The organism is Paenibacillus sp. Soil724D2, assembly GCF_001427935.1.
In the GTDB taxonomy this organism is placed as follows: domain Bacteria; phylum Bacillota; class Bacilli; order Paenibacillales; family NBRC-103111; genus Paenibacillus_E.
The window spans coordinates 526,431-546,658 of the sequence record NZ_LMRY01000045.1; the positions used below are offsets into that span (position 1 = coordinate 526,431).

At 43.1% G+C, this 20,228-nt stretch carries 17 protein-coding genes and 1 riboswitch; of the genes, 3 read left to right on the top strand and 14 right to left on the bottom strand.

The window, feature by feature from the left end; translation table 11 throughout:
- Positions 1-160: 160 nt before the first annotated feature.
- The 9 genes from ASG85_RS29065 to ASG85_RS29105 form a co-directional block, all read right to left on the bottom strand.
- A complete protein-coding gene (locus ASG85_RS29065) occupies positions 161-1,762 on the bottom strand; it encodes a response regulator (protein ID WP_060648534.1) in 1,602 nt (533 codons plus the stop codon).
- Positions 1,755-3,593 (bottom strand): sensor histidine kinase, encoded by a 1,839-nt coding sequence (locus ASG85_RS29070; protein ID WP_060648535.1) that lies wholly within the window; start codon positions 3,591-3,593, stop codon positions 1,755-1,757. Before ASG85_RS29070 ends, ASG85_RS29065 begins: the two co-directional genes overlap by 8 nt.
- The gene (locus tag ASG85_RS29075) at positions 3,535-4,857 is read right to left on the bottom strand and encodes an ABC transporter substrate-binding protein (RefSeq protein ID WP_162257295.1); all 1,323 of its coding nucleotides are present in this window, start codon (positions 4,855-4,857) and stop codon (positions 3,535-3,537) included. Before ASG85_RS29075 ends, ASG85_RS29070 begins: the two co-directional genes overlap by 59 nt.
- A gap of 166 nt (positions 4,858-5,023) precedes the next feature.
- On the bottom strand, positions 5,024-6,070 hold the full coding sequence (locus tag ASG85_RS29080) for a family 43 glycosylhydrolase (protein ID WP_200961716.1): 1,047 nt from the start codon (positions 6,068-6,070) through the stop codon (positions 5,024-5,026).
- Positions 6,071-6,100: 30 nt separating this feature from the next.
- Positions 6,101-6,931, bottom strand: a complete 831-nt coding sequence (locus ASG85_RS29085) for a carbohydrate ABC transporter permease (protein ID WP_057306037.1) — start codon at positions 6,929-6,931, stop codon at positions 6,101-6,103.
- Positions 6,932-6,937: 6 nt separating this feature from the next.
- Entirely contained in the window at positions 6,938-7,837 is a 900-nt protein-coding gene (locus tag ASG85_RS29090; RefSeq protein ID WP_057306038.1) for a carbohydrate ABC transporter permease, read from the bottom strand.
- Positions 7,838-7,906: 69 nt separating this feature from the next.
- The gene (locus tag ASG85_RS29095; protein WP_057306039.1) at positions 7,907-9,229 is read right to left on the bottom strand and encodes an ABC transporter substrate-binding protein; all 1,323 of its coding nucleotides are present in this window, start codon (positions 9,227-9,229) and stop codon (positions 7,907-7,909) included.
- A gap of 289 nt (positions 9,230-9,518) precedes the next feature.
- A complete protein-coding gene (locus ASG85_RS29100) occupies positions 9,519-10,178 on the bottom strand; it encodes a FusB/FusC family EF-G-binding protein (protein WP_057306040.1) in 660 nt (219 codons plus the stop codon).
- A 261-nt stretch (positions 10,179-10,439) separates the two neighbouring features.
- Positions 10,440-11,174 (bottom strand): MBL fold metallo-hydrolase, encoded by a 735-nt coding sequence (locus ASG85_RS29105; protein ID WP_057306041.1) that lies wholly within the window; start codon positions 11,172-11,174, stop codon positions 10,440-10,442.
- An 83-nt stretch (positions 11,175-11,257) separates the two neighbouring features.
- Here ASG85_RS29105 and ASG85_RS29110 point away from each other — a divergent pair, with 83 nt between their 5' ends.
- The 3 genes from ASG85_RS29110 to ASG85_RS29120 all read left to right on the top strand — a co-directional run bounded on the left by ASG85_RS29110 (position 11,258) and on the right by ASG85_RS29120 (position 15,197).
- Positions 11,258-13,000, top strand: a complete 1,743-nt coding sequence (locus ASG85_RS29110; RefSeq protein WP_057306042.1) for a sensor histidine kinase — start codon at positions 11,258-11,260, stop codon at positions 12,998-13,000.
- A 72-nt stretch (positions 13,001-13,072) separates the two neighbouring features.
- A riboswitch (purine riboswitch) is annotated at positions 13,073-13,171 on the top strand.
- Between the two features lie 58 nt (positions 13,172-13,229).
- Positions 13,230-14,654 (top strand): NAD(P)/FAD-dependent oxidoreductase, encoded by a 1,425-nt coding sequence (locus ASG85_RS29115; RefSeq protein WP_060648536.1) that lies wholly within the window; start codon positions 13,230-13,232, stop codon positions 14,652-14,654.
- Positions 14,655-14,834: 180 nt separating this feature from the next.
- Positions 14,835-15,197: a LytTR family transcriptional regulator DNA-binding domain-containing protein gene (locus ASG85_RS29120; RefSeq protein ID WP_057306044.1), complete on the top strand. Its 363-nt coding sequence runs from the start codon at positions 14,835-14,837 to the stop codon at positions 15,195-15,197.
- A gap of 103 nt (positions 15,198-15,300) precedes the next feature.
- Here ASG85_RS29120 and ASG85_RS29125 read toward each other — a convergent pair whose 3' ends face one another.
- The 5 genes from ASG85_RS29125 to ASG85_RS29145 form a co-directional block, all read right to left on the bottom strand.
- Complete coding sequence (locus ASG85_RS29125) at positions 15,301-15,699, bottom strand: hypothetical protein (protein WP_056836124.1); 399 nt, start codon at positions 15,697-15,699, stop codon at positions 15,301-15,303.
- A 114-nt stretch (positions 15,700-15,813) separates the two neighbouring features.
- A complete protein-coding gene (locus ASG85_RS29130) occupies positions 15,814-17,082 on the bottom strand; it encodes an MFS transporter (protein ID WP_060648537.1) in 1,269 nt (422 codons plus the stop codon).
- Entirely contained in the window at positions 17,079-17,528 is a 450-nt protein-coding gene (locus tag ASG85_RS29135; protein WP_063860408.1) for a MarR family winged helix-turn-helix transcriptional regulator, read from the bottom strand. The genes ASG85_RS29130 and ASG85_RS29135 overlap by 4 nt, the downstream gene beginning before the upstream one ends.
- An 847-nt stretch (positions 17,529-18,375) precedes the next feature.
- The gene (locus ASG85_RS29140) at positions 18,376-19,461 is read right to left on the bottom strand and encodes a lactonase family protein (protein ID WP_060648538.1); all 1,086 of its coding nucleotides are present in this window, start codon (positions 19,459-19,461) and stop codon (positions 18,376-18,378) included.
- Positions 19,462-19,536: 75 nt separating this feature from the next.
- The gene (locus tag ASG85_RS29145) at positions 19,537-20,175 is read right to left on the bottom strand and encodes a DUF2238 domain-containing protein (protein WP_057306050.1); all 639 of its coding nucleotides are present in this window, start codon (positions 20,173-20,175) and stop codon (positions 19,537-19,539) included.
- Positions 20,176-20,228 lie beyond the last annotated feature (53 nt).

Genomic DNA, 20,228 nt, shown 5'->3' on the forward strand with positions numbered 1-20,228 from the left:
TGCGGAGCATGACTGCTTCGGTAGCCTCCGCTTAGAGATTACTATTAGTCTATGTGGGGGAATGCCTAGAAGTGCACGTACACAAAAGTTTACCTATTCACTCCGATACTTCAAAAAGTGAAAAAGCCATTCAAAGTTAAATGACTTTGAATGGCTCAGGTTATATCGTATTCTTACCCTCACGGTATTCGGTAGGAGTTCGATTCGTAAGCGTTTTAAACACGCGATTGAAGTGCCGAATATTCGTAAAGCCCGTTGAATCCGAGATCACTTGAATTTTCTCATCCGAGTAGAGCAGCATCGTTTTCGCTTTTTCAATTCGTTTTTCCGTAAGAAAATCGATAAAAGACTGACCTTGCTTGCTTTTAAATAAGCTGCTTAGATAGGACGGACTCAGATAAACGATTTCTGCCATCATGTTTAGGGTAATCGATTCTGCATAGTGTTCTTCGACATAGCGCACAACCAATTCAACTGGACTAGTTACAAACTTTTTCTTGCGATTCGCCATGCAAACACTTAAATCACCTAACAGTTTCTGGCAGCGTTCGATCAATTCTTTACTGGACGAAATGGAGTAAATATCCATCAACACTTGCTTCACATCAGTAGCCTGCAGCCACTGTTTAACCACAGCCAAATTGACAGCCTGTTCGTAGAAGTGAAGCAGCATTTTGCATATTTGCTGTTGAATGATTTCGGGGTCATGCCATTGTTGGCAAAGCTTGGTTACAAATTGACTAGCTTGGTATTGTACATTAACCAAATCGCCTTCTTGGACAAACTGATTGAGCAGGTTCCAATCGGAGGAATGCCATTCGAACTTCTCCATCTTCATCTCGGCGATGGTCTCGCTAGAAAGCAAGCGATCTCCGCCAATAACCAATCGGTACAATAAAGCTAATCCCGCTTCCTTGTAGGATTTAGAAATCGACTCCAAGTCCTTAGCAGGACTGCCTAGTCCAAACGTGATTGTAAAATTGGATTGCCCGCGAATTTCTTTGCGGATCCGGTTTGTTAGTTTCTCTATTTCTGCATACGAGGATTCTCCTTCCTCATGATTGATTAAAGCGACAACCTCGTTATCATGTAAAATAAAGACATGCCCAAGTAAGGATTTGTCGATGCTCTCCTGAATAAATTGCTGCATGTAGACGGTAAACAAAGATGGATTCATTTGGTAATATCTTTCATCCGTTACTGAGTCTCGATCAAGCTTAGCAACCAAGCAGCTGGTATTAGGATGTGGAAATAGAATGCCTACATTCTCAAGCAGCTCAGTCTCTGCATGATGAATGCTCCCCGTTAGTAGACCTGCTAATACATGGTGACGCATTTGATTCTGTACTTGTCTATCTTTGGCATTGACTTTATTTTGCTGCTTTTCTAGCGCCAACTCTTCCTGCAGCTTGCCAAGTAAATCATATAACTCTTCTCTTTCAAAAGGTTTCATTAAGTAGTCTTTTGCCCCTAATCTTAGGGATTCACGAGCGTATTGGAAATCGTTATACCCGCTCATCACAACACAAGCAATCTGCGGGTAACGTTCTTTCACAATATATTGCAGCTGGATACCGTCCATCCGTGGCATTTTGATATCTGTAATAATCAAATCGGGCTGCAGTTCTTCTATTTTTTCTAAGGCTTCCGCGCCATCCATAGCTTCCGCAATAACAATCCATTCAGATTGCATCTCTGCAATCATTAGCCGAATACCTTTACGAAAAATCGTTTCGTCATCTACGATTAGTATATTAGGCATCCATTTTACCCCCTTCAAGATGATCTTCTATGAGCGGTAAAGTAAGGAAAATGGTTGTTCCTTGTTTAAGGCTGCTCTCTATCTTAATGCCATACTGATTACCATAGCGCAAAGCAATTCTTCGGTGTACATTCATTAAACCATGACCGCCTGTGCCTTCCTCAGCTGAGGCAAAATCGAATTTTTTATCAAGTAAATTTTGCAATTGAACCGCGCTCATACCTGCTCCATCATCTTGAATGGTGATCAGCATATGATCTTCCTGTTTCTTTCCTGTAAGAATAATGTTGCCATATCCATTCCCCTTATCAATGCCGTGCACAATACTATTCTCAACGATCGGCTGTAAAATAAACCGAATTACGGAATAGGAGAGCAGCTCCGGCTCAATATTTACGTGGAACTGAATTTTATCCTCAAAACGGATTTGCTGGATAGCCATATAGCCTTTCACATGGTCTAGTTCCAAATTAAGCGGTACTTGGCTTTTGTGACTATTGATGCTGTAACGCAGCAGCTTGCTTAAGTTATTGGTCATTTTAACCACTTCTCGGTTGCCTTGTATTTCTGCGTACATGCTGATCGAACCTAACGTATTATACAAAAAATGCGGATTAATTTGGCTCTGCAAAGCAGATATTTGCGCATTCTTCTCTCTAATTTCCGATTCATAGAGACGATAACCTAAGTCACTGAGCTTTGACACCATGATATTAAAAGATTGACTTAGCTGCCCAATCTCATCACGGCTGCTGATGGGAATCGATACATGTAAGTCTCCGACAACAACCTTTTTCATTAAATTGCGCAATTCACTAATCGGATTCGTAATGCGCAAGGCGAAAATAGTGAAAATGATGAATGCAAGGAGCAAGCAAACAGCTCCGATCAGGATAATATAGTTCTTCACATAAACGGTATCCTGAAGCAGAGTGGCAAGCGGTACCATTTCGATCATCGTCCAGCCCGTAAAGGGTGAAGTATAGTAGGATAACAGCTCCGTATCCTTGTCTTGCTTATAAACAACAGTTCCCGCACCTTTATATGGCAGCAATTTATCGGAATCAATCCAATATTCCATGCTTTTATAGATCATCGATCCCTCACTATCGACGATCATAATGTTCTTCTTATCGTTGGAAATAGCTTCAATTTTGTTGCGAATAACGTTTTTATCCACATCCAGCACCAAATAGCCTAAAACCTTCCCCGTGTCTACACTGCGTATTTTTCTGGCAAAGGAATACACCTGGTTATTTGTATCTAAACCATTTTTGTTGAAAGTACCGATATAAACGACTTTTCCCGTCTTGGATACTTTTTCATACCAAGGTTCATCTTCTACACGTTTTAGCGAATAATTAGCTTGCTCCTCCAACATGGCCGTGTAAGTACCGCCAGAGACTCTATACAGGGTTAGACCTGAAATATCCACTCTTCCATTAGCAAAAACACGCTTCGTAAAATCCTCGATTGTTACCCTTTCGTTAAACGAAAGATTTGCATTCGAGCCGCCAGCTTCCATATATTTCAGTATTTGCTGTGATTGGTAAGGCAGCAAGGTTAACAAATTGAGTTCATTCATATAGGTATCAATATTAGCTGTTAATTCCTTCACCACGTCCATCTGATATTTGCCGGTGTTTTTTTGAATAGATGCTGAATAGCTCGTATAAGTCAAATAACTGGCAATACCAAGCGGAACGGCAATAAGAATAAAGCTAATAATAATGAGCTTTGCAGCAATAGGCAGATTTTTGATCCACTGCAATCTATTTCGGAGCTGTATTCTGCTGAATCTGAAGATTGGTATTAATGATCTTTTGCGCATTATGCAGCACCTCTTGTGGTGTTGTCTGTCCCACCATCATCTTTTCAAACTCACGCACAAGTTCATCATTAATCGTTCCCTGTCGCGGTTGATTCGGAAAATATGTCACATCATCCGCCGAGCTGGCATAGTCCGGACGATATTTAAGCTGCTGAAACTCCTTTGATTCTACAGCTTTCTTAACAGCCGGGATATGACCGGCTTTCGCCCAGCTTGCACCGTGAGCCGCTACCCAATTGGCAAATTTAAGGGCTGCGATCTGCTTTTGCTTATCCGGCTTCTCATGATAGGGAAGAGAAAACGTGTGAGAGTCTCCCCAAACCGCTGGATGATCGTAGATTTGAGGTATTTTGGTGACACCAAAATTCAAATCTGCAGCTTTTTCAAAAGTACCCGTTGCCCATACGCCTGTAATTAAAATGGCTGCATTGCCTTTAGCAAAGGTTTGAACTGTATCGTTAATATTAGGATGGATGAGCTTACTGCTATAAAGAGAATTCACAAATTTCAAGGATTGCAGTGCAGAAGGATTATCAATGGCTGCCGCTTTTCCATCGTCGGTATAGAATCGTCCACCATCCATATTCATCTGATTATAGAAAGAATACCATAACCAGAAGGAGTCAATTCGCACATTCGGCTCGGCCAGAGGAGATATATGTTCCGGTACACTCGCACGGATTTTTTGCAAAAATTGAATAAACCCCTCTTCGCCATTGGATAAGATAGGCTTTTCTTTCTCATCTAGAAGGCCGGCTTGCTTCAGCCAAGTTTTGTTATAGTACATGACTTCCAGATGCGTATCTAGCGGAATTCCCAGATGCTTATCTTCGGCAATCGTGCTTTTCAAAATCGTCGGATTAAAATCGTTCCAATTAACGCCAGCCTCGACTGCCAGTTCATTCAAATCTGTCAGGAAGCCCGCTGGCGCATATTGGGAATACTTGGCTGAGTGTACAATCGCGATATCAGGCGCTTCTTCTGTCACGATTGCCGTTGAGAGCTTGGGGTAATAATCTCCTGAATTATTATTAATCTGTTCTATTTTAACGTAATCTTTATTCTCATTATTATATTGCTGGATTAATTCCGCCATAAATTGTCCATCGCCTCCGCTAAACGGAGACCAAAAGGTGATTCTCAGCTTATTAGAGCTGGCTTCTTCTGTATGGATGTTCGGCTGTTGACTGCAGCTTATTGTGAATGAACTCATTAGGATAAGGAGTAATGTGGCGCTTAATCTTGATCGTTGCTTACCGCTCACTTGAATCCCCCGATTTAAAATATAGTATCTCTTAATTATACAAAGTAGGATAGATGAATCCAATGACCTAATTACTCCAGTAATGGACATATTTTTAGATCGATATGAATGGCAAAGGCTATCCCTAAGGTCATTGACCTTGAGGACAGCCTTGTTTTATCAAATTCTATTCACCGCTAGGCACCGCAATTGGAATGCCTTCCGCAATCGGAGTTCCAAGATTAGGCGATCCATCCGGATTCCACCCAAAAGGCTGCATGCGTACGTTGCGATTCCAGCCAGAGCCTTGCGTTTTCGCACCATGATACAGAATCCAGTCCTCTTTCCCATCTGGTGATTTCACAAAAGAGTTATGACCAGGTCCGAATACCTGATCTGTTTTTGAAAATACGGCTTTCTCATGTTTTTTCCATGAGGCAGGATTCAACAAGTCACTTTTCATCTGTGTGCTCAGCATCCCTAAACAATAGTCATCTGTCCAGCTGCCGCTTGCCGAATAAATAACAAAAACTTGATCCTTATGCATCAATACCTGAGGACCTTCATTAATCGTAGGATTCCCGACCAACTCCCAGTCATAGGTGGGTCTTGAGATTTCTACTGGTTTTCCGCTAATCGTGTACGGATTGCTCATCGGTGCAATGTACAAATGTTGACTCACATTCACCGTACCTTCCCAGCCCGACCAAATGAAATATAACGATCCATCCTCTTTTTGCAGCGTTGTTCCATCGATAGCCCATCTGCCCGAAGTGTCCATCATTCCCCTGTCTATATATTTCCCTAGTGGATCCTCTGTCTCTGATTCAAGCACGAACATCCGATGGTTCTCATTCTGACCGTCATCTGCTGCATAGTAGATAACCCATTTTCCTTTGAGAAAATGTAATTCAGGTGCCCAAATGTTTGAAGTATTAGGTCCTGAAACAGGTGGAAACCAGACGTCTTTATATTCAGCATTTGAAAGCCCTGTTAACGTTTGCGACTTCCATATTCGAATTGAGTTTCCCGTTGTATGCGTGTAATAATAGGTCCCATCCTTCGAAGTGACCCATGGATCGGCTCCGTTGTCTAGTATGGGATTCGTAAATGTTTTCGCTTCCTTGGATGGCGATACCGTACTTTTGGTTTCCTTCACAGCTTCCTCTACAACCCCTTTCGAACATCCCGCCAATAGCAGGATACAACCTAGTAAAGTAATCAACATGCGCATATGACAAACCACCTTTGACAGCGTTCCTTTTTACTGTTTAACTCCTGTGGCTGTAATAGATTGAATGAATTGCTTCTGACCAATTATAAATATAATTAGTGTTGGGATCGTTGATAATGTGGCTAACGCCATTAATTTACCATAGGAAGCCGTAAAGCTTCCGGTTGCCATAACGGCAACTCCTGCTGTAAGTGTTCGCATTCCCAAGTCTGTAACTGTGAAGAACGGCCACACGTAATCATTGAAAACATTCATAAAGGTGAAAATAGCAAGTGTTGTAACAATTGAAACGGAAGAAGGCAGCAGTACGGACGTGAAAACGTGCCATTTATTAGCCCCGTCGATTCTAGCAGCTTCAATAATTTCATGTGGAAAGGATTGAAAAAATTGAATTAACAAAAATACACCGAGAGCTCCGCCGGAATACGGCAAAATGAGTACATAATACGTATTGATCAAATTCAAATTACTGAAACTCAAATATTGAGGCAGGAAGGAAATAATCCCTGGGACCATTAATGAGCCAATGAATAAAGCAAACAATGTTTTTTTGAAAGGAATATCGAGCTTGGTTAACGCATAAGCGGCCATAGTATCCAGCAATAGAACCAAGACCGTTGCGGCAAAGCCTACGAAAAATGAATTAAAAATCCAGCGAAAGATCGGAACCTCAACATCTCCGCCTACAAAAATCGTATGGAAATTATCCCATGTAAATTCTTTAGGCAGCAAATGAAACACGGGCGCCATCACTTCAGCATCAGTTTTAAATGAATTTGAAAACATCCATAGCATTGGAAGGATAAAAACAATGCCTAGCAGCGAAGCCAACAGCACATAAAAAATCTTCGAAGGTTTCATCGTCCTCTACTCCTTTCTATTTGTGACTTTAAATTGAATAATAGAAACAACCATAATCATTAATCCCATCAAAATAGCCATGGCAGAAGCAGAACCAATTTCTCTGGCTGTGTAAGCCGTTTGCAGAATACCTATTAATAAAACCTTCGTCTCTTCAACCTTATCCCCCATCATTAGATTGGGCTGGGCGAAGACATTATAGGATGCAATGGTCGAAGTAATGAGTACAAAGATAATTACGGGTCTAATAAACGGGACTGTAATGCTTTTAAGTCTGTCCCAGCCATTCGCTCCATCTATTTTTGCTGCTTCATAAAGATCCTCAGGTACACCATTTAGTGCATTTACAAAGATAATCATATTGAAGCCAATGGTCCACCAAAGCGTAGCAATAACTAATGCGAACCATACGAAGGGGCTATCCAGCAGCCATGGAACCGGGTCGAACTCACGAATTCCCAGCTTTGCTATAAACATATTGATAAATCCGCCGGTAACATCGAACATTCGCTTCCAAATTACGGCCATTACCGTTGCCGAAACCGCATAGGGAATAAAATAAATCGACCGAAAAAGTGACCGGAGTTTTGCGGGAAGTGCATTTAGCAGCAAAGCAAAGCCTAAGCCTACAATAACTAAAAATGGAACCGAAAAGACGACAAACTTCAAAGTCGCTTTCATCCCAATGAAGAAGAGGTCATTAGGTTGCGTACCCTTCGTAAAAATTTGCTTATAATTATCTAATCCTACAAACGGATGTACAGGATCCAGTAAATTATATTGCTTTAAACTAATGATAAAGCCATAAATGATTGGAAAGAGCGTAAACGCTAAAAAGGCTAGAAAATACGGCAATATGAATAAGCTTGAAGTCAGCTTTGATTTCCAATTGGATGTTGTTGACAACGAATTCCCTCCTATACTTAGAATTGAAGACGGGTAAACGATACCCGCCTTCCTTCCTTTCACTATGAATTACTTTTTCATCGCTTGTGTAGATTTGGCTGCTGCATCATCGAGCGCAGCTTTCGGATCCTTTTTACCTTGCAAAGCATTCGCTAACTCTGTCCAAATACTGTCAGAAATTGGGCCCCAATTTAATACTTTAGGAGCAAATTGAACATAATCAAATTCCTTAGCAACTTCTGTTTGTTGCTGTGTCATTGCTTTAAACGCAGCGCTGTCACGTACGACTTTCGAAGCAACCGCTTGACCGGACTCTGCCCAATCAATCGAATTGGCTGATACGAATTTCAAGAAATCACCTGCACCGGCAAGAACATTGGCATCAGTAGTTGATTTAGGAATGACGAAGTTATGTGATCCGCCGAAAACGGCTTGTTTAACTGTTCCTAGTTGTGGAACGGGTGCAACACCATAGTTGATCTTGGCTTTGTCGAAAGCATCCTTGGACCAAGGACCATTGAAGTGCATAGCGCTTTTCCCTTGTTGGAACAAGTTAAAGTCACCATCTTGCGCAACAGTAGGAGGGGATACTTTCATCTCCGTTAAGCTTCTCATAAATGTAACGGCTTCAACACCTGCTGGTGAGTTATATGCGATATTTCCTTTATCATCTAAAAAGCTTCCGCCGTTTTGGAATAGGATCGTTGGGAACAAGAAATTTTGAATCCAGAAGGTCGGCATTGCCGCTCCCCAAACACCTTTGGAAGGGTCAGTTAGCTTTTTCGCTGCATCTACAAATTCTTGCCGGTTTGTTGGGGGCGCTTTAATTCCCGCAGCTGCGAACAAATCTTTGTTGTAGTACATAATCAATGGATGAACATCAAGTGGAATGCTGTACCATTTGCCATCCTTTGTTGAATAATCCACGGTTGCCGCAGGGAAGTTGCTTTTTTCAACACCAACGGATTTTGCTACTTCGTCCAATGGCTGCAGCAAATCTTTAGCAATATACGTAGGCGTTTGGTCAAGATGCATGATCGCTACATCCGGAACACCTTTTTTCGTTGCAATCGCAGTATCCAGCAGCTTATAGTAATCGCCGTTCGGCTGAATCGTCATTTTCACGGTATATTTTTCTTGTGATTTATTGTAATTGTCGACGATTTTTTTCATAAATGGACCATCATTACCTGAGAATGGCGTCCAGAAGTTCACGGTAACTTTTTCCGCGCTTTTCGCAGGTTCAGGCGCTTTAGTAGCTGCCGCGGAAGCTGCAGGTGTTGCCGCAGCTGGTGACGAAGTTGCCGTTTTAGCTGAAGAACAACCTGATAGCACCATTGCCAAGGATAGCCCGGCTAAACCCATCATTTGATAACTTTTCATCTTAACCATGTATATAATCTCCCTTCAATTTGAACACAGAATAATGGACTCCCCGTACCACTAGAACGTTTACGCTAACCTTACAATCGCTTATCCTTCATCACCCCGTTGCTCAATTGTTTACCACAACCTAACTATAATAACTTTGCGAAAACGTTACCATGACGATATTCAAGGACCATTGGACATATTTTCAGATAAGACGCACATGTGAGAAAAGGAGCTGCCCTTCAGGTCTTGATGACCTTCGGGGCAGCTCCTTTATTGATTCCTTCCTCATCTATACATTGCGCGGCGATTACGGACCAACCAATACATCCTGTATGAATTTCTCCAACACGGCAACATCGGTTATATTCTTATTGCAAGCCTCGCTGTTCACACACAAGTAATTGCCAATTGCTCTGTAGTAATCAGGCGTAGCGCTTGCCGGCTTCCATTTGGTCACCGCCGTAAATAACGCAACCTCTTCATGCCGATTACATACGAAGCAAACGCCTTTCTTATTCGTCGGCGTATATTTCCCTTCTATTCCAACGAGTTTCCCATTCAGATGATAAACGAGGAACAATTTATTCGTCGCGATATCGATCCAGCCGAGATACGTCACGTATCGATAGTCGATGGCCGTTAAGTCGGGCACCTTCAATTTTTTGATTTTGGGAAAAAGCTTCTTCAGCTGATTTTCCGTCACGTGCGCAAATTCCGCCAAATAAGGCTCCAAGGAACGCAAATAGCGCTGGAACTCTTCTGCTGTTTGCAGTAACGTTATATTCCCCAGTGCTTGCTTTTGCAGCTCATTCGCATCCGGGAACACCTCGTTCAGTTTGGCTTGCGCGTTATATCGCACCGACTCTACCACTTTCCGATCGGAAACGGAGTTACAAGTACTTTGCAGCAGACCGACCTGCTTCTTGATATCATTATATTGATGGTTTCTAATGAATGGTTGATTCATTGCTTTTCAGCCCCTTATTTTTGATAAAAACAAAATAAGTTGCAAAGCCCCATTACTAGAAACGATTTAAGCTTTCTTGGGCGATCACGACTCCAATCACCCCATGCAAAGATCGCCCTAATGAAAGGCTTTGCATGAGTCGTTACTTATTCCGGCAAATTGATTTGCCATATTTACCGCCTCCCTTGTAAGAACTATTATAAGGTAGGTCCTTCATTAGCTGCAAGATATACACTGCTTGAGGCTTATCAACATGTCACTCTATATATACCCTAGCAAAGGCTCAGCCAACCGAAACTTATACTCCTGATGAAACTTCTGCCGCCGATCAGGCTGCACATAATCATCCACGTAATGCATTAGAATCATCTTCGCTTGAATGCTTTCTGGCAGCGTCAGCAGTTCCTCAAGTGACGTATGCGACGGCAGCTGATCATCTTGCATATGACATTCGTGATAAATGGTTTGCACCTCATCAGCGATACTCCGAATGTAGCTTTCATCCAACCTAGTATCCCCGCTAAAGTAGAAGTACGGCTTGCATAGAAGGCCGTAACTAAGCATGTCTGGCACATGCAAGGTAGGGACAAGTTCGAATTCCACACCCGCTACCGTAAACTTATTTTCCACACATTCGACGTCAAAATAGTCCTCAAACACACGCTTGCCCCGCGTTGTCAGCTCCAATCCGTGGCGCAAGATTTGCCACAAATCGTTTTTTAAACCGGTAGGTACATAAAGCTTCGGCTTCACTCTGCCTGGGTACACCCGGTGATACAAAGCGAGTTTCTGCAAGCCATTCACGTGATCCTCATGCAGATGAGTGATCAAAATATGCTCGATCTGATTGAGCTTCATTCCCAATTGATGCAGCCCAAGATGATTAGACTCAGGGAAATCTATACATAAATTCGTATCTGCAAAAGTAAGAAGAGCACTATTATGCCCTTGCTCGATACTAAAACCGTCTCCGCAACCCAGAAATGTTACTTTCATAAATACCTCCATTATACGTGTGTATTCTATGTATTTTTATACTATGATAGTTGATAAGATATGGCCATTTTTAGGAGGATAATATGAATAGACCACATAAACCAAAACCGAAAATCCACCTTCGCTCCTCGATCTCTATCCTAATGATTTCCTTAATAATTGTACTACTTACGGATAGCGTATTCTACTATTATACGAAGAGAATGCTAACATCTGAGCTTGAAACCAAGCTGCAGCTTATCGCCGATAACGTCGCCATCTCCATTAAACATTCCAAAACAGGTGAGAAATATGTTGAAAATCTAATCGGTCAAAATCTGCGTACAGCTTCCTTAGCAGCACAATACCGACTCGATCCTGACATTGAGAAAGTAACGAATGAAGAGCTTACCGTTCTCAGTAAGGAGTTAATGATCGATCATATTACGTTAATGAAACGAAGCGGTGATGACATTATTGGCTACAAATCCTCCGAGCCCAAGGAAATTAATATGAGTACCAAAACGTGGAGCCGAGATTGGTTTCAAGCGTTCAATCAGCTTCTGGACACCAAAGAAACGAAAGTACAAAGCGGCCAAGCGCTGCCTCATTATTGGTCAGGACCCATGAATACGTCCATGACGAGTCCTCAATTTGTTGACAAATGGGGCTATTATTACGATGGCCGCACGAATTATATTCTCGATCCCTACGTGCATGATACGTTCTTCCGAGATTATCAACGGGAAACGGGTGTGGATGCTGTTATTAATGAAATGATTCATGGCTATTCCAACAATGGCGCCAAAGAAATTGCCGTATACAATCCACCGATCTTCCTGAAGCAGCAGGAACAGTATAAAAAGGAAGGCTACACTTGGTTCACAGATCGGGAGATATTGTTCGGTTCCTACACGATGAAAGATAATCGGGATCAAGAGATGGTGCAAGCCGTCATGCAATCGAAGCAAACAAAGCAGCTTATCACCACGATCGATGGGAAAACTTATCTCAAAATGTTCATTCCGCTTCAACTGGATTCTCCTGTTGTTATCGGTTTGACAGCCGATTATGAAACCGTACAACAATCAATTCAACAACAGCAAGTGAACCTGCTCATTCTGATCGGATCAACTGCACTAATCGCATTCATTCTAGTTATCCTGAGCATCCGCTTCATCAATCGGAATCGTGAAGCGACCGCGGAAAGCATCCAAGAAGTTTATGTGGATCATATCGGCTCTCTGTTCCGTTCCATGAAGGAACAGCGCCATGATTTCAATAATCATGTGGCTACGATACATTCTCTCGTTCATTTGAAAGAATATACGGAATTAGATCGTTACACCACCGAGATTATTGGTGAAACGACCGCTTTGAATGACATTATTCAAATTAACGTGCCCGCTTTGTGCGCGATTGTACAATCTAAGGTTATACAGGCCGTCGAGCGCAAAATTACATTCATTCATGAAGTCGGTAATTTAAATCAGATCAACCTTGGAGCTGTCAAAGCGACAGATCTCGTTCGAATCATCAGCAATTTAATCGATAATGCGTTTGATGCTGTTACTATTTCCAAAAAGGCAGAGGACAAAGAAGTCCGCTTAATTGGTGTGTTGGAAGGAAATTTACTTACATTCAAGGTGATCAACAATGGAGACCCTATCCCAAGCGATCGTCTAAAAAGTATATTCGAGCCTGGCTTCTCTACGAAACAAGAATCCGGACTCCACGCCGGCTTAGGTTTGAGCATTGTCAAAAAATTAGTGGATAAGTATAACGGAACCGTTCAAGTCAGCAGTTCAGAAACCGAAACCAGCTTTACGATTTCCATTGTTGTATAAAGATTTACACGAACATTATCCGATTGACATCATTTAATGTTCGTATTATGATAATCAAGGCAGTAAGTAATAGCCACATACGCATAAATCGTTCGTATATCCTTGAGGATTGGCTTAAGGGTCTCTAGAGGGAGCCATAACTTCCTAGCTACGACGGGTACTTGCTTTCGCATACCCGTGTGGCTGGGTTTTTTTGTGTCCAAAATTGAATGATCCAGAGGAGATTGCAATGAAAACTTATGATTTTATCGTTGTTGGTGCAGGACCTGCCGGTATTTTTGCCTGTTATGAAATGACACTGCTTCACCCTAACGCTAAAGTATTGCTCATAGACAAAGGCCATGATATTTACCACCGCAGTTGTCCGATCCTGGAAAGTAAAATCAAACTGTGTCCTCCCCCAGCAGGCAAAAAGGACTTCTCAGGCTGTCTTCCTGCCTGTTCCATCACGGCTGGCTTTGGAGGCGCCGGCGCTTATAGCGACGGCAAATTCAACATCACCACCGAATTCGGCGGCTGGATGACGGATTATTTGGCACCAACCAAAGTAATCGATCTGATTCGTTATGTGGATGGTATTAATCTACAGCATGGTGCAACCGAGAATATTACGGATCCTACGACAGAGGCCGTAAAAGATATAGAACAGCGCTCCTATGCTGCAGGCTTAAAGCTGCTTCGCGCTCAGGTTAGACATCTGGGAACCGAGCAAAACTTGATGATTTTGAAATCCATCTATGAACATTTGAAAACACGTATCGATATGCAGTTCAAAGCTGAAGTTGAAGATATCCTAACTTTCAAACGGGAGGACAAGCATGTCATCCAAGGCATTCGTATGAAGGATGGCACTGAAATTCATAGTAAACAAGTGATGTTAGCTCCAGGTAGAGACGGTTCTGCATGGTTAACCCAAGTACTTAAAAAGCGCCGACTTAAAATGTATAACAATCAAGTCGACGTAGGCGTCCGCGTAGAAACGTCGGATGTCGTTATGCGCGAAATCAACGAGCATCTTTATGAAGGTAAGTTCATTTATAATACATCGGTGGGTACACGAGTACGTACATTTTGCAGCAATCCATCCGGTCATGTTGTGGTCGAGAATCACAGCGGCGTCATGGCAGCGAACGGACACTCTTACAAGGATCCAGCCCTAGGCTCCAGTAATACGAACTTCGCCCTGCTCGTTTCTCATAAATTCACTGAGCCTTTCGATAAGCCGAATGAATATGCGCGGGAAATATGTAAACATGCGAATGACTTATCCAGCGGCGGTGTTATCGTGCAGAAATATGGAGACATCATGCGCGGACGCAGGTCAACGGCTGATCGGATTCGCGAAGGCTTCCTTGAGCCGACATTATCAGAAGCTGTTCCTGGTGATCTAGGACTTGTTCTTCCATACAACACCATGAAAAGTTTAATTGAAATGATTCAAGCGCTTGAGAAGGTAACGCCAGGCATCGCTTCTGAGCATACTCTTTTCTATGGTGTTGAAGCGAAATTCTATTCCGCTCGACCTAAACTTAGTGCAAGTTTCGAAACCGAGATACAAGGCTTGTTCTGCGGCGGTGACGGGGCAGGAATTACAAGAGGTTTGGCCCAAGCTGGGGCTGCAGGCGTCTGGGTAGCTCGCAACGTAGTCGTCTAATTATTTCCGGGGAAATACGATTTAATTCGTCAAAATCTGCTGTTAACTATCGGATCTAACTCATGAGAGTTAGATCTTTTGGTATCTAACGTTTAAAACTACTTTAAATCTCTTATAAAATATGGTAAGATGAAAACGTTCTCAATGTAAGCGTTATCATTTTAAAAGGGGGATTACAAAATGAATGTAGCGCTCGAAACTAGAAACACCTATGAAGATTTCGCACTGGAGAAGGATATTATGTACTTCCGTGTCGGAGAACATGGGCTCGTCTCTTTCCATGGGAAAAACTATCACATTAAAAAACGCATGACCACTGAGCAAATTCAAGAAATTACTACAAACAGCTCCTTTTTCAAGGTCAATACGGATTGCTATGTGAATACAAGGAAGATTCTACAGATTCAGGATGGCAAAGTATTTTTCGAAATCAAGGGTGCTGATTCCAAATTCGCATCGATTACGAAGCTTCGCCAATTCCGACTGAAAGAAATCGTGCAGCAGCACAAAACGGAAGCCGCTGCAGGTGAATCAGCAAAATAAAGAAACCTTCCTTAAGGCCAGCATTATAATAAACTACAGCGCCGCGAGGTTATACAGAAAAGGAGCTAACGAGAATCCTCGCTAGCTCCTTTTTGGTCGAATCCTATGATATTTTTGCGAGTGTTTCTTGTTGATGCTCACGGATAAGAAAGCGTATGTAGTCGACTGTTGTATCTTTCACCTTTTTGGCTTCTTCCAAAGTCGCGAAGCTGTACTCAGCATGATCTGTGCTTTCGTACTTCTTCAGCTCTTCATAGTTCATTCCAAGTGTGGAGAAGTTATAAACCAGTTCGTAGGGTGTCTTAATATCCACATTTTTCACGAAAATATCTTTGGAAAAGAATGAGCCTTGTTTCTCCACTTTAAAAATCACACGAAACGGCTTGTCTTTATCCGACACAAAGCACTTGATAACAACGTCGATTTCCATCGTTTTATAATCCACAGCGTTCGTAGGTTCCTGCTTTGGTGTATGCATCCATTTTTTCAAAAAGCCCAGCACAAGATTCCCTCCCCAATAACGACATGAATATAACTCATATTGTATCGGATACACCAACAATTGACAATCCAAAAAATGGTTATTTTTGCTATAAAAAATAACATTTCCTCTCATTTATGAGGCAGTTCCTATCTCTTCTAGTGATTTTCCAGCAGATTTCTTCCTATAATTCCAAATAATAATCAGACAAAGCACACCAGTTAACACTCCGCAACAGACGAAAGCCCCATTTGCACCATATCGATCTGCAACAAAACCAGCAAAAATACTTCCTATCGGCGTGGAGCCCGCAAATACAAGTGAATACACACTCATTACGCGCGCGCGATACTCTTCTTTGGCATGCATCTGAAGAGAAGAATTACTATTTGTTGCAAATATGATGTTGAAAAATCCAGTTAAAGCTAACAATCCACCACAGACCCAAACGGAGGTACTCAGTCCATTTAAGACCAAACAAACCGCAACTACTAAGCTAGCTACAATACTTAATTTCAGCATTGGCCCTTGCTTACTGCGAAATGACATCGTAAGTGCCCCCACGAAAGAACCCACTCCCAGACATGACATTAACGTGCCATACGTCGTCTCTCCCATGTGCAGCACACTTTTAGTAAAAACCGGAATGAGTACATTAAAGTTAAAAGCAAGTGTCCCGATCACCGTTACGAGAAGCACAGTCTGTGCTAGTAAGGGATCCCTCGCAATATAGACAATTCCATCTTTAATTTCCTTCATTATTCCATCGCGTGAGTTTTTCTTCCTAACATAAGGTGCTGCTTGAATATGAAACAATCCATACAGAACAGCTAGGAAGCTAACCCCATTGAGCAAGAAACACCAACCAGCACCCAGCCAAGCCATCATCACCGCACCAATCGCAGGCCCAACGATTCTTGCCATGTTAAATGTCGTTGAATTAAGAGCTATGGCATTCATAAGATCTTCTTTTCCCACAATTTCTATATTAAACGACTGTCTTGTTGGCATATCCAGCGTGTTATTAAGTCCAAGCAGCAGCGCTAGCACAATAATGTAGCTGTACTTTACCGTATCCGTCAAGACGAGTATAGCTAACGTAAAGGCTAGAATCATCGCGACCGTTTGGGTAACAAGCAGGATGTTCTTCTTTGGAAACTTATCGACAATAATGCCTGCAAACAAGGAAAATAAAAGGATGGGGAGGAACTGACATGCTGCAACAATGCCAAGCTTAAGAGGCGAGCCAGTGATCGTCAGAACGAGCCAAGACTGCCCAATATTTTGCATCCATGTTCCAATGAGCGATACGCACTGACCTAACCAAAGATACCGATAATTACGATGCGTTAAAGCATGAAAATGCTTATCGACAAACAGTGAACCTGCAAGCTTCATATTCATGACTTCACCTGCTCCTCTGCGAAACGGGACGCATTATCTCCCATTTTCTCCAAAATCGTCAAAGCCATTTGTTTCTCCTCATCTGTTAAACCATACGTAAGACGTTCTCGCCAATCTGTTAGGACCTTCCGCACATCACCCTTAATCAACAGCGCCTTCTCCGTTAGATGAACTTCGTTGCATCTCTTATCTTTTTTACTGACCGTGCGGGTTATGTAGCCTTGCTCTTCTAACTTTTTAAGCGCTTTTGCTGTCGTACCTTTATCAATCTTCAAATAATCCGCCAACTCTTCTTGCGTAAGACCATCTTCTTTATACAGCGCGTTGATGAAAATATGCTGTCCTCTGCCGATGTCGTATTTCTTCAAATGCTCGCCAATATACATCTGTCCGTAACGGTAAATGAGTGAGACCCACCTTGGTATCGAATTTCTATTTTCGATCATAAAAACATGTCTCCTTCGTTTGAGCTGTAGTAATCTTCCGAATCGTTGCACTTGCTACTGTTTTATCATACGCCTGATTAGTTGCATGTGCAACTAATTTTCTTGCCTAATTTATGACCAAAGATAAGAGCGATATTACGGGCAGGAGCAACACCTAACACCTAACACCTAACACCCAACACCCAACACCTAACACCTAACACCCAACACCCAACACCCAACACCTAACACCTAACACCTAACACCTAACACCCAACACCTAACACCTAACACCCACACCTAACACCGACACCTAACACCGACACCTACAAAAATATAGCTTACTTTGCTGCGGCTGCTTACTAAATTTGCTGCTATATCAGTGAGTTTAGATGGAGTAGGAACTTCTGTGGCATTAAGCATGTTTTTCATCGTTAACAAGACTTGAATTCATTTTTCCATGCGTTTAACGATGAAAAACATCGTCTCAGACTATCTCTTTGGTCAAAAAATGTAAAACCGCCATCTTTAATGATGTTTTTCATCACTATGAGGGCAAAATTGGTCTTCTACCTCACTGTAGCGATGAAAATCATCGCTACAGTGAGGTAGAGAAGTCCCGATCCTGGGCGTTCAGCAATCTCCGAGCTTAAGGCAGTATTAAAGAAGGATAAGTGAAGCGAGGAATGAAGCAAATAAGAATAGGCTCGGAAAACGAGCCTATTCTACCGTTGACTGAGATAGGCCCATTTTCCAAGCCTATCGTATGCGAAAACCCTAGCAAGTCAGGAATTGGCCACCTGCCAACAAGACAAAAAAGAGCAAACACCCAACAGCCTACGCTGTATGGGTACTCGCTCTTAATATCCTAAAGAAACTTGATGCAAACCGGCCGCGATACCGCTACCGTTTGCCCTGTTTCACGCAGCATTCCAGTTTCCGCATCGATGCGGAATACTGTAATGCTGTTCGAATCCTGGTTCGCCGCGAGGAGGAACTCCCCCTGCGGTGACAGGGCAAAGTTCCGCGGCGTCCGCCCGAGCGTCGCCTGCCAACCCACGACCGACAGCGTGCCGCTTTGTCGGTCAACTTCATAAACCGCGATACTATCGTGTCCGCGGTTAGATGCATACACATAGCGGCCACCCTCGGAGAGATGGATGTCCGCGCATGTGCTCTCGCCGCTAAAGCCTTCCGGCAGCGTCGAAATGCTCTGGAGAGCGGTCAGAACTCCCGCGTCGGCCTCATAGCCCAGCACGGTAACCGTGCTGTCCAGCTCATTGATCGCGTACACGTACCGACTGTCCGCGCTATAAACCAAATGCCGCGGGCCTGCGCCCGGCTTCATCGCCGCATCGCCATGCGGCAGAAGCAAGCCGCTCTCCGCGTCGATGCTGCTAACCACCATCCGATCAAGGCCCAGATCGGCTGAAATCGCATACCGATTGTTCGGTGCCGGAACAATCGAGTGTGCATGCGGAGCCTCTTGGCGATCCGCACGCGGCCCTAATGGGCCTTCATGCTTCACCAACTGCGCATGCTCGCCAAGCCGCCCGTCCGCTTCTATCGGATAAACAGTGACGCTGCCGCTTGAATAATTCGCTACATACACTGTTCGGTTAGTCTGGTCCAAGCTGATATAACAAGGAGCAGCTCCGTCCGTAGGCTGCTGATTCAACTTCTTCAGCCTCCCGGTGCCGGCTTCTATCGCACAAGCTGCCGCGGAGCCTCCAAAACGACCGTTGTACGTTGCTGTCTCACTCACCGCATACAATATCGTCCGCGCATCATTCAGTGCAAGGAAGGAGGCATTCGGTAAATCCGTATACGATTCCACCAACCTCATTTCTCCGCTCAAAGGATTGAACGCATACAATGAAATCCCATTTGCATTGCGCTCATCTGTATAGGAACCCACATAGACATACAATTCTTTCTGTTCTCCTACTGACATTAGCAACCAGCCTCCACGATAGCGATTTCTGCTATAAATAGTGTCACTTCTATTGTACTCATTTCCTACTTCATCTCATAATCCTGCTTTCTTGACTTTACTACCCACCCGCATCTTACGCCAAACCGCAGTGATCACCATAGCAATCACCGCCCCATACAAAGCAAGCTCCATATCGTGGTGCGTATCCCAGGGATCACCTTGTGTTCCGAGGAACAACGTCCCAATCTCAGGAGCCACAAGCAGCGCCACCCACATTTCAATAAGCTCATAAAAAGCCCCCATTGCCAACACGATGACACAAGTAATCACATAAAGCCATTTACTGCCTAGCCGCGTCCATGCACTCATCGCTTCCCGAATCGGATAGGCAAGGAGCAATCCAAAGCTGAAATGAACCAAACGGTCATAATGATCACGTTCCGTATGAAGAATTAGCTTCAACCAAACATCCACCCAATTCTCGTTATACGAATAATGAGCCCCAAATGTATGCAGCAACAGGAACAAAGCAATCCATGCATAAGACAGATTTGTAAATGAAAAAAACTTATACGTACTTACAAGTCCAATTAGCGCTGCCCATATCAGCAGATTTTCCAGAACCCAGTCATACCTGCTGTAAGGCTCCACCGCCAGCCAAATCCATATCCCTACATACAGAACGATCATCATTTGCAAAAACCAGTTTTTAGTGAATGAAATGGTTTGCATGGCTTAGTCCCCCTTGTTATTTCTATAAACTCAGGTTACCTCGCCACTATCTT

Bases quoted from the DNA above. Each gene is read 5' to 3' on its own strand.
- ASG85_RS29065 (WP_060648534.1), bottom strand. From the start codon at position 1,762: ATGCCTAATATACTAATCGTAGATGACGAAACGATTTTTCGTAAAGGT.
- ASG85_RS29070 (WP_060648535.1), bottom strand. From the start codon at position 3,593: ATGCGCAAAAGATCATTAATACCAATCTTCAGATTCAGCAGAATACAG.
- ASG85_RS29080 (WP_200961716.1), bottom strand. From the start codon at position 6,070: ATGCGCATGTTGATTACTTTACTAGGTTGTATCCTGCTATTGGCGGGA.
- ASG85_RS29085 (WP_057306037.1), bottom strand. From the start codon at position 6,931: ATGAAACCTTCGAAGATTTTTTATGTGCTGTTGGCTTCGCTGCTAGGC.
- ASG85_RS29095 (WP_057306039.1), bottom strand. From the start codon at position 9,229: ATGGTTAAGATGAAAAGTTATCAAATGATGGGTTTAGCCGGGCTATCC.
- ASG85_RS29100 (WP_057306040.1), bottom strand. From the start codon at position 10,178: ATGAATCAACCATTCATTAGAAACCATCAATATAATGATATCAAGAAG.
- ASG85_RS29105 (WP_057306041.1), bottom strand. From the start codon at position 11,174: ATGAAAGTAACATTTCTGGGTTGCGGAGACGGTTTTAGTATCGAGCAA.
- ASG85_RS29110 (WP_057306042.1), top strand. From the start codon at position 11,258: ATGAATAGACCACATAAACCAAAACCGAAAATCCACCTTCGCTCCTCG.
- ASG85_RS29115 (WP_060648536.1), top strand. From the start codon at position 13,230: ATGAAAACTTATGATTTTATCGTTGTTGGTGCAGGACCTGCCGGTATT.
- ASG85_RS29120 (WP_057306044.1), top strand. From the start codon at position 14,835: ATGAATGTAGCGCTCGAAACTAGAAACACCTATGAAGATTTCGCACTG.
- ASG85_RS29130 (WP_060648537.1), bottom strand. From the start codon at position 17,082: ATGAATATGAAGCTTGCAGGTTCACTGTTTGTCGATAAGCATTTTCAT.
- ASG85_RS29135 (WP_063860408.1), bottom strand. From the start codon at position 17,528: ATGATCGAAAATAGAAATTCGATACCAAGGTGGGTCTCACTCATTTAC.
- ASG85_RS29140 (WP_060648538.1), bottom strand. From the start codon at position 19,461: ATGTCAGTAGGAGAACAGAAAGAATTGTATGTCTATGTGGGTTCCTAT.
- ASG85_RS29145 (WP_057306050.1), bottom strand. From the start codon at position 20,175: ATGCAAACCATTTCATTCACTAAAAACTGGTTTTTGCAAATGATGATC.